We start from the raw sequence: 16768 nt of genomic DNA, 5'->3' as shown, positions 1-16768 counted from the left end.
ATTTTAAATAGGAGGGGTCATTTGATGAACCCTCCGTATTTATTAATGCCCTAAGCGGAAAAGTACGACTTGCATGACCGTCGTGTTATGTCCATCTGAGAGTGATGCATATCCACGATTTATATTGATCTCATAAAAAGCATGGTCGCCTACCTTATACTGATTTAACGGCTTAATTTCGACCACTGTGTCAGGGATTATATTGGCAACATGCTGAACCGCTTGAGGTATATCTTGTGACATATCGACACCTAAAAACTCAAAAATATCAGTGACGACACGACCAAACTCTGTTTGAAGTTTGTAGAATATTTCAGGTGTGATAGCGTCAAGAATTCTTAGGAAAAAAGGCAATCTTACTTTGGTGTACACTTCAGGTTGGTAGCTGGATATATCTGGATTCGCAATTAATTGACCTGTGTGTACATTGTATTTTCCTTTCATAGTCAAATTGTTATATTTTATGTTTATATAAATATCTATTTTCATACCAAGCTGATATTTGCGCAGCTTTCCTACACCGTGGATGCCAAAGTTACTGAACGTGACAGGCACATAGCCCTGAGGGTCCACTATGCCATCTATGCGCATTTTCATGATTCCAGTGAGGTCAGCTGAAATGTTTTTTACATTGGCATCAGCTTGAGCTGCGGCATTGTTGACAAATTGGGTTATCATTTCTTTGAAGTTATGCTCAACTAAATCAATTTGCGGGTTTATTTCCGCCATAACGGATGTATACATATCAATGATGGGGCTGCCACTACCGTGGAGACCTATGGCACACTCGTTATTTGAGTTGACTAAAATGACCGGAAAATAAGGCATGTCATCACCACCAATATTGGACGTGAGATCTCGACAAGATGCTGAATCCCACGAAACCCCGCTAGTGGTGGCGCGTGTAAGCGCTGCGACATCATCAAAATTTTTAGCGCTAATATTTAGCGATTCTAAGTGATTATCTGGGTGACTAATTGATTGGTAGTCTAGCGTTGCCAAGTCATTGGCTTGGCTACCAAATGCAGCAAACAAGAGCATAGCGGGTAGGGTGAATTTCATTGAATATTCCTTTCGTGTTTTAATATATAGTGGACTTTAAAGTTGCTATCTTCCTTGATTGGATAGCTGTGCTTGAAAGTGTGCGCTTTGATAACAAAGCGCACACTGTTATATGGAAGTACTTGGTAACGTTAGATTAGAAAAAAACAGGGACTAACTGCATCGTGGTGGTGTTTTGACCATCACTGAGTGCTGCAAACGTTCTATCAACGCTAATCGTATAGGAGACGCGTTCGCCGACTCTGCTGTCTTCTAACGCTTTAATTGGAATAATGGTACTCGGGATGATATCAGCAACATGTTGTACTGCTTTTGGTATATCTTGAGACATATCAACACCAAAAAATTCAAAAATATCAGTTACGACACGGTTAAACTCAATATTTAACTTTTCAAAAATAGCAGGTGTAATTGCATCAATAATTGCAAACAACCAAGGTAAATCAACATCGCTATATACCTCAGGTTGGAAGCTTGAGATATTGTGTTCAGGAATTAACTCATTAGTGAACACATTGTACTTTCCTTTAACGACCATGTTTTTGTATTTGATGTGAATGTATATATGGATCCGCAGGCCTAACTGATACTTACGTAACTTTCCAACACCATGAATATTAAAGTTACTAAAAGTGACAGGCACAAACCCATCAGCGTCGACCACGCCATTAATGCTCATTTTCATTGGGCCATCAAGCTCAGCTGAAATGTTTTTTACATTGGCATCAGCTTGTGCTGCGGCGTTATTGACAAATTGAGTGATCATCTCTTTGAAGTTATGCTCTAATTTATCAATTTGCGGATTTATTTGATTAGCAAACTGCTCGTATGCTTCTCTTGGTGCACCATTGGGAGAAATCAAACATTCACCATTGGAGTTCATTAACACCATAGGAATGATGTGATTGCTACCAGTGCCGATATTGGCGGTTGCACGCCGACAAGAAGGAGAATCCCATGTAATACTTGATGTACTCACAGACTGGGTTGATGTGGGTTTTACATCACCAGTTGAATACTTTAGGTTGCTTGCATGGAGTGTTTGAGCGAAAAGAGACCCAAAAAGTGCCAATGCGGGTATAACTAACTTCATCGTAATTTCCTGTTTTTTTGATTGTAAATGTTTTATGTTGAATGCTTAGAAACGGATACTGATCAATCCCAGTTTGATCCAATTGCGTTCATCGCGAATTTCAAAATTTTCATGATCCATGATCATGGTGTACTTCACTCGCTCACCAACACGACGGTTGTTTAGAGACTTTATAGGTACAATTGACTGCGGGATTGTTTGGGCCACATGTTGAATTGCTTGCGGTACTTTACGGCTCATATCGACCCCTAAAAACTCGAATGTATCGATGACGATTCGATTAAACTCACGGTTAATTTTTTCAATGATAGGTGGCGTTAACTTATCAAGAATACGTAAGAAAAAAGGTAATTTAACATCGGTATAAACACGGGGGCTAAAGTGCGATAAGTTGTTTTGAATGGTGATTGTATGGGTATTTACATTGTAGTGACCTTTTAATGAGACATTCTCATACTTAACGTGCAAATAGATTGAAATACCCATACCCAGCTGGTACTTTTTCATTTTTCCAATACCGTGGATATCGAAATTATTCAGTGTCACAGGTACGGTACCATTGCTGCTTATCACCCCATCAATCTTCATATGGATACTCCCTTCAACACGCGCGGTAATACTTTTGACACTTGCATCGGCTTGCGCTGAGGCATTGTAAACGTATTGGGTGATGGTCTCTTTGAAGTTATGCTCAATCAGGTTGATTTGTGGTTTAACCACATCACGCACGCTGTTATACAGCTCTGCAACTTCTGGTCCTGCAGTAAAGCCAGGCACGTAGCAGTTATTGTTTTGCATTACGATAACGACTTTTCTACCAGGACCGAGAATGGATCCTAATTGATCGCAGGTACTGGAGGCGCTGGCGTAGTCATTACTGCGCGCTTCTAGTACATCATCTGCGGTAACGGCTAAGGTGGTGCAGGATGTGCACGCGAGTAACGTCAGTATTTTTGATAACAATTTCATGTTAGTCCTTTATGTTGAGTTTAATGATTAATTATTCTGCTAGCGATTTTAAAAATGCGAGCTTCTGTTTTTCATGGGCGGATGGTTGATAATCCTGTCGGTCCAATCCGTCTATGTAAAAATCGTTTATGTCATACTGTTTAACTTTTGAATCTCCAAATTGTGCTTTTTCGCCGGGTAATGAACTCATTTTTTCAATTACAAACTGAGTCAAAATGAACTGTGTAGCAGTACTTGCAGAGCTTTGCTGAAAGAACACCGATTGATGGGCCGCCAATTTGATTGTTTGTAAGCCATCTTTTAAACGCGCTTTTGAGACTAAGTGAGAAATAGGGTTATTATCTTGGTCTAGTAAGTTTGCTCTTACTCGGTATATGCCTTTCTGGTGAACATCGAGTGTTAGGTCAAACACCATATCAGCTTGTTTGGTATAGGGAGGGTGGACCTTAACTAATGTTGCTGAGGGTGCTTGATATTGAAAGTTGGCAACTAAGTTAACTTGGTTTTCCGGCGTTTGTGCCTTTACGGTAAAAGACAAGGATGCTGGCCAGCTTGATTTACCTGCAATTTTACCACTGTAAACCCCGTTTACAGGTGTTACTTGAACCTGACTTAGAACAGTGCTGCTCGTTTGATCTGAAATGATAATTTGTGCCGTGGTAATATCACCAGTTAGTAAGTATTCAATCGTTTCAGGCGGGTGATATCTATATTTACTCAGCGCCAAAGAGATTTCACTGCCGGTATCGTTGGTGGGCATCTTTATCGGATAAAAGTGATTCGGGTTTAGTAACGTAAAGTCATTGTGTGACAATGGTTGTGAGTATGGCGGAAACGTTAATGTATGCGCATACATAGGCACGATATTTTGGGCTGCTTGTGCAAGAGGGAGTGCTTGCTTATTTATTATTTCAGCTGTTTTTAATGCAGGTTGTGCCACTTTAGGTGGCAACGTTATGTCTGAATTTGGCATGCCAACAGTTGATACGTTAGGTGTAGTGACACCGGTATTTTGGTCCAACCACACATAGCCAACAAGTGCCATTATGAATAGCAGAGAAAAAACTAATACGTATTTCTTCATAGTTTGGATACTTCGTAAAAAGTGGCAATCATTATGATTGCCACACGGTCCAAATAGATTAAAGCGAGTTCAAAATAAGTGTTGAATAGCTTTGTTGTTTAGATTCACTCACCAAACGGTAAGTTTTTTCCCAAAACCAGCTTCCCGTTGTTTTTTCATATGTGTTGTATGAAATGTTTTTGTAACCCGGTAAGTTGATCTGGACTGTTGCTGGTGCAACGGTGCCTTGATATGCTGAGTCGGTAATGTTGCCGTGACTATATTCATCACTCATTAGCAGTGGGTAGTGATATGGCATGAACCCAGATACTGCGTCACTTTGTGATTTAAGGTGGCCGTCTAAATCAATATTACTTGAGCAGCTACCAAAGCTATCGGCACGGCTTGCACCACATGATGAGTGTGTTGCAACCACCCCATCATCATTACCAGCGATGAAAGGAGAGGTGAGATTTAGGAAATCGCTGTCATCAGCGACGAAGCGTAAACGAGGTGCATTATCGCTTGGTAGTTGTGCTGTTTGACGTGCATTATTAACTTTCAAATCATGTAATACGCCTAAACCACTTTGTGGGATTTCCCCTAACCACAACTCAATGGCCTGTCTCACTAAACTGCCAACAGCGGACGGATCAGTTGCTGCGTTGACTGCGATATCGGCAAGTTCACTGCCACCGCCTGCGCCTGCTAAGTCAAATGTAGCCACGATATTAAGTGGCTGCATAGATGCATTTTCTAGCCAGTTTGCTTGATTATCTAAAATATAGCGTGCGACAAGGTCACCGGTTGAATGGGTAACAAAGACACACCCTGGGTTACAGACATTATCACGTGATAATTGCTGTAGTTTTGGCCAAATATAATCAGTGGCTATTTTGCCTTCAAGACGTTCATATGATGGCCAATCAATACGCTCATCAGCGTGATTTAACCAAAATGATGACCAGTATTGCTCTCCGTCTAACGCAACGTCAGTATTGCTTGCATTTGCTAATTGGTCTGCTTGAAAACCATGAATGAGAATGGTTTTGTATTGACCGGCATAAGCCGTTTGAGTAGCGCAGCTTAGCAAGGCGATTGAGCCAAATATCAGCGTTAAAGGTTTTTTCAGTAAACTCATTTTTAAATCTCCGTATAGTATTTTTAGTTTATTTTTCAATATCCTTTTGCTTTTAGAGCACAGCGAGTCGCCAATAGTGGTCACACTATCGGTATTCTCAGCAACTAAATGCAGTCGGGGGGAACTCACTAATTACATGTGTTATATATTTTCTGTAATTAGTTGTGTTAAATAGCAAGCGAGCAGAGCTTGCTATTTAAGTCTTACACCGCCGTTATGCTGAACTCGTTTCAGTTTTCCCTGAGGTTAATTCAACAAATAAATCAATGGTGCGCTCGCTACGACTTACGAATGGGTTACTCTTGTCCCATACATAACCTGCTAACACAGAAGTGATTTGGCGTTTGATTTTTTCTGGCTTATCGACGCTAAAAAATAACGATTTAAGCCTGCCGTCGTACCAACTGTCGATATAAGTACGCATTACATCGATGCCTGACAGCATGTGTTGCTGGTAGTCTTGCTCCCAGTCAACTTGCTCGCCATTAAGCTCTTTTGTGACTAAATCTGCTGCGACCGCACCAGATTCGATGGCAAACATAACACCTGCAGAAAACACGGGATCGATAAACTCACTGGCATTACCGGTTAACACGTAGTTTTTACCGTATAGCTGTTTGATGCCTTTTGAGTAGCCATGGATGGCTTTTGGCGCCATACATAGAGTAAGCCCTTCGATCATTTGTGAGGCATTTTCATTTTGCGACAGTAGTGTGAGGAAATGCGTTTCATCATCACCGTCTGGACTTTTTAATACCTCAGGGTTTCCAACAAAGCCGACTGATACACGGCCATCAGAGAATGGAATAAACCAAATCCACACATCTTCTGCATGCACTAAAATGGTCACTTTGCCATTTTCTTCACCTTCAACAACCCCATTTTCAGGCTTGAACTGGGCAAAGATAGTCCCTCTGACAGGCGATGATGACGGTTCATTGAGGTCTAAGTGATTCGCTAAGACTCGACCATAGCCACTCGAATCTACAACAAACTTACTTTGCACTTCTTTATGAGTACCAGCTTCATCAACCACTTGAACGATAGGGTGTTCTGGTTCGAAGTTAACATTGGTCACAGTGGTACCAAATTCGATATTAACTCCCATTTTTTGAACTTCTAGTGCGAGTACGTTATCAAAGTCATCACGTGGTACTTGCCAAGTCCATGTCCATCCCTCGGTATAGTTATTCGAAAAATCAAAAAACTCTTGAAATGGGCCCTGCTTAAAGTTGGCGCCTATCTTTTTTTGATAACCGCGTTCAAGTAACGCAGGCATAAAGCCGGCATCTTCAACGTGTGCCATACTTTGTGGTAATAAGCTTTCACCGATCACATAGCGGGGAAAGTGACTGCGTTCAACTATTTTGACTGTTAAGCCTGATTTGGCTAATTTAGCCGCTGTCATAGTTCCTGCTGGTCCAGCACCAATAATGAGTACGTCTACGAATTCCTTGATCATTAAGTATTCCTTAATCGCTTGAATATTATTAAAAATAAATACAACAAATTAAATACTGTGGTGTGGAATAGCTAACCTTCTTAAAACTTGAAATGTTAGCCATCCTGTTTGTTGTATTAATGTTCTGTTGCCCTGTTAAGAGGCGAGTGTGTTTAATAGTGTTGTAACTTGTATGATGTCCTCTGGATTTTTTATCCAATCATTATGATTGGATTTCAAAGTCAAAATACTCGGCTGTGAAGTGTCGACGACTTCATTCAAAAAGCTATCAGGGACTGTTAAGTAGTAATTAAGTAAATGCTCCACTAATAACTGCTTATCCCGATCTTCAGCGTCTTCGTTTGGTATCACTTTGCTGGTCGCCTTAAGCACAACCGTATGAGCGTTGGTTATTAACTTGTTAGCGGGGGTATATTCGTAGTTAATCTTGTCTGGTATCACATCGGCTAAATGAGGGTGAGTGTTGAATATCTCATTATTTACCATGTGGTAATTGAAACACGGGTCTGCAAACACCAAATGACTGACCTTATCACCTGCATATTCTAATTGTTTCGCGATTTCCACAGCGAGCGTTGCACCAAAGCTCCAACCAAATAATCGATATGGACCTTGTGGCTGGAGTTGCTTGATGTGCTGTACATATTGGCTTGCTAGCCTTGAAAAGTCATAAAATTGAACGGCAAACCCGCTATCTTGCTGAGTCTGAGCGGCGTAAATATTGTTAAAACAATGGCAAGGGCCTTGTAGTTTTGGTACAAGCGAGTTGATATAGCTTTCTGCACCACCCCCTCCAGGAGGCAGCAAGAACCAGGGAGTAGAGGGTTGATCTAGGTTATAGCTTAGCACTGAGTCAATATCTGATAAGGTGGTTAAGCCGCCTTGAGCAGCTGCGTCACATGCTTCCTTGATAACTTGCTCTAACGCGGTTTTAAACTGGTTTTTAAATGTGTCACTTTGCGCATCACTGAGTCGACTGGCAATACTAACTTGCAATTGACCAACTCGAACTTCTGCATTGATAATTAAGGCCATTAAATCGACATTACGCGGATCACTGGCCAAACCGGCGGACTCGGACAGCAGGGATAGCCCCTCACTTTTTGATGATTTCTTCGTATCTAATTGGCCTAAATAGTTAAAACTAATGTTTGGTAGCGCACTGGTATTTAAAAGCTGTTTAGAATTTAACACACCAAACCCAATGCCCTTATCTGGAATATTTCTCAGCATCTCTTTGGTATTAATAATGGTATCGGCGATTGTATGTTGTGACGAGAGCCGCACAGGGTACATGCTGGTAAACCAGCCAACGGTGCGAGAGATATCGATATTTTCTGCTAATTGCTCTCTACCGTGACCCTCCAAGGTAATATGACTTGATGTTTGGTCAAACGTTTTATTGAGTGCCAAAGATAAGGCTGCTAACAATAAGTCATTAATTTCGGTGCTAAAGCCTTTAGGGGCTTCTCTAAGGAGCTTATGCGTCAGGTGAGTATCAAAGCTAAAATGTGTGCGTACCACTTCTTGTGCAATTGGTGCTGTAGATATGTTTGTACACACGTCGTTCCAATAAGGCTGTTGTTGCTCAAACGGGTATTGCTCTAACGTCGTTGCCCATTGTCTATAGCTGCTGGTTTTTTCCGAGATAGGCGCATTTAACAGAAACTTACTGAGATCTTCAATTAAGATCCGCCACGAAATACCATCAATAATTAAATGGTGAAAAGCCAGATACAGTTTAGATGTGTTATCGACATGGTTATTGAGCACAGCACAACGCCACAATGGCCCCTTTTGCAAGTCAAATTGGCTTTGCATCGTGGTTAACTTGGTTTGAACATCGTTGTCAGCAAGGTGAGTCACATCCACAATTTCTAAGATTGGAGACGGGCAACATTCTAGATTTTGGTAGTTTTGGATGACCCCTTCGTTGTCAAACGTATACTGTGCGCGCAACATATCATGGTGAGAATGTAACCATGATATGGCGTCATTAACGCGCGTTATGTCTGTCTGTTCGGGTAGCTTTATCAAACAAGATTGATTGAAATGCGCTGGCTGCGCGAATTGTTGTTCAAAGAACCACTTTTGAACTGGCAGTAAGCCTGCTTCTCCTTCTAACACCCCTTCTTCACGCTCTATTTCAATACACGGGTCTTTCGAATTGACCTGCTGCGTTAATTGGCGAATAGTTGGCTGCTCAAATATATCTCTTGTAGTGAGCTGGTAGCCACTTTGTTTGATTGCTGACATCAATTGAATACTGATAATTGAGTCGCCGCCGATTTGGAAAAAATTATCATCAATACTGACTTTATCCAGGCCCAGCAAATGGCACCAAATTTTAGCAAGCGTCTGTTCTACTTCATTGCGTGGTGCAACGAATAATGCTTCAGTTGAGAAGTTGGGCTCAGGGAGTGCACGTTTATCAATTTTTCCATTCACAGTCATTGGTAATGAGGGAATCGCTTGAATGGCCGAGGGCATCATATAATTCGGAATTTTTTGTGTTAATTGTTGTGAGATGACGGCAGCATCAAATGGTGCATTGTCGTCTATCACGACATAAGCGACAATACGTTTAAACTCCTCATTAGAGAAGACTTGCACCGTTGCTGTGACGATGTTGTCACATTGTTGTAGTGCGTTTTCGATTTCGCCTAATTCAATACGATAGCCGCGAATTTTTACTTGAAAATCATTTCGGCCAATATATTCTAGCTGCCCATCTTGACTCCATTTAACTAAATCACCACTTTTATACATGCGGTTCATACCGCGCTGCAGATGTTCCGGTGTTGCAAATGGATTGATTAAGAAAACAGTGTCAGTCAAATCAGGTCTGTTTACATAACCACGTGCCATGCCAACGCCGCCTATATACAACTCGCCAACAACACCAGGCGGTAGTAGGTTGCCAGCAGGCGATAACACCAAGGCTTGTTTATTATTAAGCGCACGACCAATAGGCGCTGATGACGTATTACTGCTGAGCTTGCAGATGGTGGCATAAACAGATGTTTCTGTTGGGCCGTAAGCATGGTACATCGTGAGTTTAGGTGCAATTTCTTGAATTAACTTCACTTTATCTAAGTCTACTTGTTCACCACCAAAATTGATTTGCTTTAATGGGGTATCGACAAAAAAGGTGGTACTGGCAAAGCGGTTTAACAAGGCGGTTGTCATGAACAAGGTGTCAATGTCGTTTTCAATACATCTGATTTTTAACAAGTCAGGGTCAACAACGTTACCATGGTCAATCAGATGCATTGTGCCCTGATTACAGAGGGTTACAAAGCAGTCAAAGATGAAAGCGTCAAAGGTTATGCTCGACAAGCTCGCAACATTTTGTAGTAGGTTACGGTCTATAATGCTTGAATCGGTGGCAAAGGAAACGAGGTTTTGATGACTTATTTCGACGCCTTTTGGATTGCCTGTAGTCCCTGATGTATAGATGATATAAGCAAGGTCGTGTGGGGCCCTAGGTATACTCAAAGGGGTTAATTGTGTGTATTCCGATTCATGGTGAGTATCAGATAATATGCTTATTACTGTCTGACTTTCACCCGCCAAGCAGCTTTGTAAAGACGCTTGTGTGTCGTGTTGGGTTATCGCAACTTTTGCCTGACAATCATTCGCGATGTACTGCACACGCTGTGCGGGAAAATCTGGTGAGATAGGCACATAGCAGCCACCGGCTTTTAATATCGCTAATATGGCGACAATCGAGTCTATTCGCTTATTATGAAACAGTATAACTGGGAAGTCGTCATTATCAGAAATCGCTTGAGCGCGCTTAACCTCAATTAAGCGGTGTGCTAAATGGGTAGAGCGTATTTCTAAATCTTCATAGCTTATTCGATCGTTATTGCAAACCACTGCGTCACGCATTTGTGACTGTCTACTAAGGTGCGTTATTAATTCATGCGCGGTGGTGCCATGTGGGAACTCTGCGAAGGTATTATTCCAATCAGCTAAAATCTGAGAGTGTTGCTCAGCTGTGCATATGTCAATGTGTGCATGCTCTAGGTTAGGCTTTTGCCCTATCTGAGCAAGAATAAGTAACAATTGATCTATTAATACTGTCGCCTGTGATTGTGCAAGCCACTGTTGGTTATACTGCAAAGTAATATCAAGACTTTCGGTCTCTTTTACCACAAGCGTTAACGGAAATTCTACACGTTCTGCGCTGGCTGAAAACTGCCACTTTTTCGCTTGTTGCTGCGCTTGTGGATCATCCATGCTGGGATAGTTTTCAAATACAAGCAGACTATGAAATAAACGTTCGCCGTTATTTTGTAATTCAGCGAGACCAATATTACTGTGGCTATTTAATTCTAAAATCGCATTTTGGATAGTGGTGAGCTGTTCAGAAATACTGAGCTTGTTATCCCAATTAATCGCCAATGGTAGGGTATTAATATAGGCACCAACACTTTGCTCAACATTAGGCACAGGCATTTCTCTGCCGGCAACGACAGTGCCTACAATTGTTTGTTCGTCCCGTGTGTAAATTTGCACGAGTTTGTGCCACGCCAATTGAATTGCACTATTAAGCGTCACCGCTTGTTTACTACAAATATTCTGTAATGCACCGTAGTGATGATTGGGTAAACGAGTGCTAATCTCGTTTGCCGTAGTATTTACCCGTAATTTCTCCAAGTCGACCGTGATGGAAAACATACTGTTTAAATCATTTGCTGCAACGAACTCTTTCGTCTTCTTTTGCCAGAATTTACGCGTTTGGGTTTGCGTATCTCGCAGGTGAGCTTGCGCTAAATGGTAGGCTTCATCAGGTATCACCGAAGGTACAACATCACGCAGTAATACGCTGTAATACTGATGCACACATTGCATGAGTATTGGGCCACTCCAGCCATCACAAATGCTATGATGCTCGGTTTTTAAAAGTCTGTAGTGTTGCTCGGTATGTTTGACTAATTTGAGTTTTAATAGCCCTGGTTGAGAGAAATCAAATGGGGTATGTAACATCTCATACTCTAACTTCTCTATTTCTTGGTCATGTAGCTCTGGCGAGAGATGAGTTAAATCAACGACGTCATAATTGTGTGTATTAACACCCGCCTTTTTACTGATGATTTGCACAAGTGCTTGCTGATAATCATAAGCGGTGCGCAATGCGGGATACCGCATAGAAGTCAAAACCCAAGCTTGACGATATTTTTCTAGATTAATTTCGTCAAAATATTGCATTTGAGATTGAACTCGATACGCCACATCTTCGGGATAGCTCAGTTGATGCAGCACAAAGCCCTGCTGTAAATTATTGGCAGGATAGAGGGCTTCAATAGCATAGCGGTGCTGTAAAGATTGCAAGTGTGACATTGATATGTTGGTTAACTTATAGTCACTTGGAGTGTTTGTACTACCTAACTTGGCTTGCTCACAACAGAGTTCAATCGTTGTCAGTAACTGCTGTTCGAACTCAGCAAGGAACTGTTGCGTTTGGTTATTATTAAGCTGACTATTGACGTTAATGGTCAAACTATCGGCTACCACTGCGGCATTGATATCCAGGGCGAATTCAGAGGTGTTTGTTGGTGAAATTGCACTGCCAGAGTGCTTATCTACTAAGTATGCACCGTCAGGTTTTTTCTGTTTGCTGTTACTCCCTACTTGACCAAGATAGTTAAAGCAAATGGTGGGTAATGAGCCAGTAAGTTGTTCTGAGAAATAACATGGACCAAAACCAACGCCGTTGTCAGGAATTGCACTTAGCGCCTCTTTTATGTCAATAATCGTTTGTGTTTGACTGTCACGGGTTGTTAACAGTACGGGGTAAATCGATGTAAACCATCCAACGGTACGAGAGACATCTAGCGCGTCATCAATGGCTTCACGTCCATGTCCTTCCAGCATCACTAAGTTGTCTTTATTGCCTGTTAATTTGGTCAATGTGCTAGAAAGTGCACTTAGGATCAGATCTCTAGGTTGCGTGTTAAAGCCATGGTTAGCTTGCGTAACAAATAGGTTAGATGTGGTTTGGCTTAAAGTTAATTGCACTTGCTGTTGCGATGCAATTGGCTGCAATGGTGCGCTATTATGATCTAATATTTTTTGCCAATACACGCGCTGCTTAGAATGCTCCGTAAGGTAGTTATTGAGACCTGTTTGCCATTGGCGGTAACTACTGGTTTTGTTATTAGCTAGGTTTTTACCCGTTAACAACGTGTTGAGGTCCTCAATAATGATCCGCCAAGATACAAAGTCGATAATGAGATGATGAAAAGCACACAATAGATAATCAGTATTGTTTGCGGTGTCAGACAGTTTGGCCACCTGCCATAATGGTCCCGTTTTTAAATTGAATTCACTCTGCAGCTGTGTGGCTAATGCGTGATATTGATCGTCGTTTAACTCTGATATATCTCGTTCGATAATATCCGGTACAGAGAAATGCGCTTGATATTGTTGTACCACGCCCTCATCAGAGTCTTGAAATTGGCACCGAAGAATATCATGTTGCTCTGCGAGTTTAATGAATGCGTTATGCAGCGTTTCACAGCTGACTAAAGGCGGCAGCGCTAACACAAAAGTTTGGTTCCAGTGATTCTCATTGGCTAACTTTTTATTGAAAAACCAGTGTTGAATGGGGAGCAATTCAAATGTGCCAGTGAGCATACCTTGTTCAGCATCAATATGACGCTGGGTCGTATTACTTGTTTTTAGCAAGTACGCAAGACGTGCTGGTGTAGGTGCATTGAAAATATCTTTTACTTGCAGTTGTATATCTAGCTCTCTTAACTGAGACACAAGTTGGATACTGACAATGGAATCTCCCCCAATTTGGAAGAAGTTATCTTCAATGCCGACTTGTTCAATTCCCAAAACCTCCTGCCAGATGTCACACAGTTGTTGTTCTAGCTCATTACGAGGTGCAACGTAGTTGTTCTCATCAGTGAAGGTGGGAGTAGGGAGCGCAGCTCTATTGAGTTTCCCGTTGCCAGTTAATGGCAGGTCTTCAATTATAGTGAAGCTACTAGGCACCATATATTCAGGCAGCTGCTGCGATAAACTGACGCGTAATTGTGCAATGTCTACTTCGTCAGCATTGTGCGGCACGAGATAGGCAGCTAAAGCTTGGCCTGCATTGTGTGCTACATCAATCACCACCGCATTTTTAAGTTCAGGAAGTGCACTTAATACGGCACTTATCTCACCGAGTTCAACACGATAGCCCCTGATTTTAACCTGCTCATCGTTACGACCTAAGTATTGAATATCGCCGTTATTCAACCAACGCGCTAAGTCACCGGTTTTATACAGTCGTGTATGGTTAGGTTGATGAGAGAACGGATTATCAATAAAGCGTTCTTGATTGAGCTCGTCACGATTTAAATATCCTTTAGCGACACCACAACCCGAAATATAGAGTTCACCCGGCGCACCAATAGGCACAGGTAATAAGGCATCAGATAATACATGCAACTGCACATTACTGTAGGGTTTACCAATGCCCTGATGTTGGCGCGGATAGGCTTGCGCGAGCATCGCGCCAACGGTGGCTTCGGTTGGGCCGTATTCATCAAAGATGGCATCGCAATAGGGGGCGAGTGTTTGTACATTTTGCTCAGTGAGGGCTTCGCCCCCAAGCATGAGCGTTGCAACTTGAGTGTCACTGTCAGGGAAAATAGACAATGCCAAACTCGGGGTGGTTTTAACGAACTGTACATTAAGTGTACGGATATGGTCGCGGTAAGCGTCGACATCGAGAATATCACCGGTATATAAGCAGATCTGTTGTCCGTGTAACAGCGGGCATAAAGTGGTGGTAACAGATAAGTCAAAACAGTAGTTAGATGAGAAGTCGATACGTTGGTATTGTTTGCCAAGAGCGTGTGTTAACGCATCAAGGTAATACAGTGCATTACGCTGACTCAGCATGACACCTTTTGGTGTGCCAGTGGTCCCAGAGGTGTAAATGATATAGGCCAAACGCTCGAGGTTATTAGGTCGAGTCAGGGTAATATCGACCAATGGGTCGGTACACAGGTCCACATTAATACACTGAGCTTGGTCAAGCATCGGTGCCAAAGTATCACAGAGTGTTGTATCAGTGAGTACTAAAGCTGTTTGTGTATCTTCTAAAATAAACTCAACACGAGAGTGTGGGTATTGAGGAGATACAGGCACATAAGCGCCACCGGCTTTAAGAGTGGCCAATATGGCAACGAGCATGTTGACGCTGCGTTCAAAATACAATGCGATGGGACAATCAGCAGGTAAGCAGGTGTCGGCATCAGGGTGTGATTCAACAATATAGGCTGCGAGGGTATCTGCACGGTGATTGAGAGCTTGATAGCTCAAGGTCTCGCCGTCAGCGGTTGCAATGGCAATGGCATTCGGTGTTGCTTGGGCATGCTGCTCAAATAATGTTGCTAGGTCGAAGGTGGCATCAAACGCTCGCTCAGTGTTATTCCAGCTTTGTAGTAATGATTGCTCATGATTTAATAGCCCTGCTACGGTAGAAATAGGCTGAGTTTCATCGTCTAATAGTTTATCGAGCATGCACACAAACCGCTCACTAAGGGCCTCGATAAACGGCTTTGAATATACCGCAGTACTATAATTTAAATCACCGAAAACACCTGAATCGGCATTTTGTAACAGTAAGCTGATATCAAACTTTGCCACTTTATGAAGCGCTTTTATTTGTTCTTGTGGAACGGGCGCAAACAACTGTTGACTATCTTCGCTATTATTGGCGAACTGTTCTAGGCTAAACATCACTTGAAATAAAGGGTGTTGTGCGGGATCTCTGGTTAATTTGAGTGCATCGATCAGCTTATCAAACGGTAAGTCTTGATGGCTTTTAGCCTCAATGAGTGTTTGGTGTGTTTGCTTAATAAGTTCTACCCAATTTAACGCTGGGTTTGCAGATATCTTGAGTGGTAAACTATTTACAAGAAAGCCGACTAAGTTTTGAGTTTTAGAGTAATGGCGATTATCAGATGGAGTCCCAACAATGATTTCAGATTGATTACTTACTTTATTTAAAGTGAGTGCCCATGCGCTGATTAATACGACATATAAACTTGTTTCATGGCGCTGCGCGAGATCTTTTAGTTTATCTGAACGAGTTTTACCAAGCTGTATTGGGTGATCAGCACCTTGGTAACAAAACTCTTTAGGTCGATTTAAGTCGCTGTGCAATGTCAGTTGTTCAACACCATCAAATTGTGATACCCAGTAATCGAGCAGTTGCTCAAGCGTTTCACCTTCTAGGTGATTTCTTTGCCAATTGGCATAATCGCGGTAAGTTAACTCAACTGCAGGGAGTTGCACTTCTTTACCGGCTTCACGCATATAATATGCTTGATGTAGATCCCGCATAAATATTTCTGTAGACCAGCCATCAAAAGCAATGTGATGCCAAATGAATAGCAAGTATTGTTTCGTGTCTGTATGCCAAGCTAATACTCTAATACTTGCTTCATTATTTAAGTCGAAAGGCGTATGAATCGCTTCTTGTACTACAGCGTTTAAAGCATCATGTTCGTTATCTATTAAGCGACTTTGCAATTCTAGGGTGTAATCAATTAGGGTTTGATAGTCGCCGTTTTGATCGCTTTTAAAAACGGTTCTGAGTGCATCATGACGTGTTACCACATGCGTGATAGCTTGCTGCAATATATCGATAGAGGTATGGTCATCTAGCGCGACTAAATATGGAATATGATAGGCGCTGGTCCCTTGTTCGAGTTGTTCAATAAACAATAAGCGTTCTTGCGCAAAAGAAAGTGGTGCACGATTGAGCTCTGTTAGCTGGTTAAACAGCTGCTTAGAAAACACCTTCCGATGCTCTAAAAACTGCATTAGCTGAGGCTTGTGTGCTTTTAATTTACCAATCAATGCAGCATCAGGCGTGGTGTTTCCAAAAGATAACTCAAGACCACCATCTTGTAACCAGATTGATAGATTATTCTGCTTTAGCTCATTCAATAGCGACAACAT

Annotated in this window: 7 protein-coding genes; all 7 read right to left on the bottom strand. The window is 41.9% G+C overall.

Translation table 11 applies throughout. From position 1 onward, the window contains the following. Positions 1 to 42 precede the first annotated feature (42 nt). The gene (locus tag J8L97_RS03945) at positions 43 to 1062 is read right to left on the bottom strand and encodes a hypothetical protein (protein ID WP_211047952.1); all 1020 of its coding nucleotides are present in this window, start codon (positions 1060 to 1062) and stop codon (positions 43 to 45) included. Positions 1063 to 1198: 136 nt separating this feature from the next. Then, entirely contained in the window at positions 1199 to 2155 is a 957-nt protein-coding gene (locus tag J8L97_RS03940) for a hypothetical protein (RefSeq protein WP_211047951.1), read from the bottom strand. A 45-nt stretch (positions 2156 to 2200) separates the two neighbouring features. After that, the gene (locus J8L97_RS03935) at positions 2201 to 3124 is read right to left on the bottom strand and encodes a hypothetical protein (RefSeq protein WP_211047950.1); all 924 of its coding nucleotides are present in this window, start codon (positions 3122 to 3124) and stop codon (positions 2201 to 2203) included. A 31-nt stretch (positions 3125 to 3155) separates the two neighbouring features. Further along, on the bottom strand, positions 3156 to 4208 hold the full coding sequence (locus J8L97_RS03930; RefSeq protein ID WP_211047949.1) for a hypothetical protein: 1053 nt from the start codon (positions 4206 to 4208) through the stop codon (positions 3156 to 3158). A gap of 58 nt (positions 4209 to 4266) precedes the next feature. Further along, positions 4267 to 5328 (bottom strand): hypothetical protein, encoded by a 1062-nt coding sequence (locus tag J8L97_RS03925; protein WP_211047948.1) that lies wholly within the window; start codon positions 5326 to 5328, stop codon positions 4267 to 4269. A 214-nt stretch (positions 5329 to 5542) separates the two neighbouring features. Beyond that, positions 5543 to 6790: an NAD(P)/FAD-dependent oxidoreductase gene (locus J8L97_RS03920; protein ID WP_211047947.1), complete on the bottom strand. Its 1248-nt coding sequence runs from the start codon at positions 6788 to 6790 to the stop codon at positions 5543 to 5545. Positions 6791 to 6925: 135 nt separating this feature from the next. Then, positions 6926 to 16768, bottom strand: coding sequence for a non-ribosomal peptide synthetase (locus J8L97_RS03915; RefSeq protein ID WP_211047946.1), 9843 nt, complete (start codon positions 16766 to 16768; stop codon positions 6926 to 6928).

Source organism: Pseudoalteromonas sp. MMG012 (assembly GCF_018100875.1).
Taxonomy (GTDB): domain Bacteria; phylum Pseudomonadota; class Gammaproteobacteria; order Enterobacterales; family Alteromonadaceae; genus Pseudoalteromonas; species Pseudoalteromonas aurantia.
This window is presented reverse-complemented; position numbering and strand designations above follow the sequence as displayed.

Excerpts from the sequence above, each read along its gene's own strand:
- J8L97_RS03915 (WP_211047946.1), bottom strand. The coding sequence starts at position 16,768 with ATGTTGTCGCTATTGAATGAGCTAAAGCAGAATAATCTATCAATCTGG.
- J8L97_RS03945 (WP_211047952.1), bottom strand. The coding sequence starts at position 1,062 with ATGAAATTCACCCTACCCGCTATGCTCTTGTTTGCTGCATTTGGTAGC.
- J8L97_RS03930 (WP_211047949.1), bottom strand. The coding sequence starts at position 4,208 with ATGAAGAAATACGTATTAGTTTTTTCTCTGCTATTCATAATGGCACTT.
- J8L97_RS03940 (WP_211047951.1), bottom strand. The coding sequence starts at position 2,155 with ATGAAGTTAGTTATACCCGCATTGGCACTTTTTGGGTCTCTTTTCGCT.
- J8L97_RS03920 (WP_211047947.1), bottom strand. The coding sequence starts at position 6,790 with ATGATCAAGGAATTCGTAGACGTACTCATTATTGGTGCTGGACCAGCA.
- J8L97_RS03925 (WP_211047948.1), bottom strand. The coding sequence starts at position 5,328 with ATGAGTTTACTGAAAAAACCTTTAACGCTGATATTTGGCTCAATCGCC.
- J8L97_RS03935 (WP_211047950.1), bottom strand. The coding sequence starts at position 3,124 with ATGAAATTGTTATCAAAAATACTGACGTTACTCGCGTGCACATCCTGC.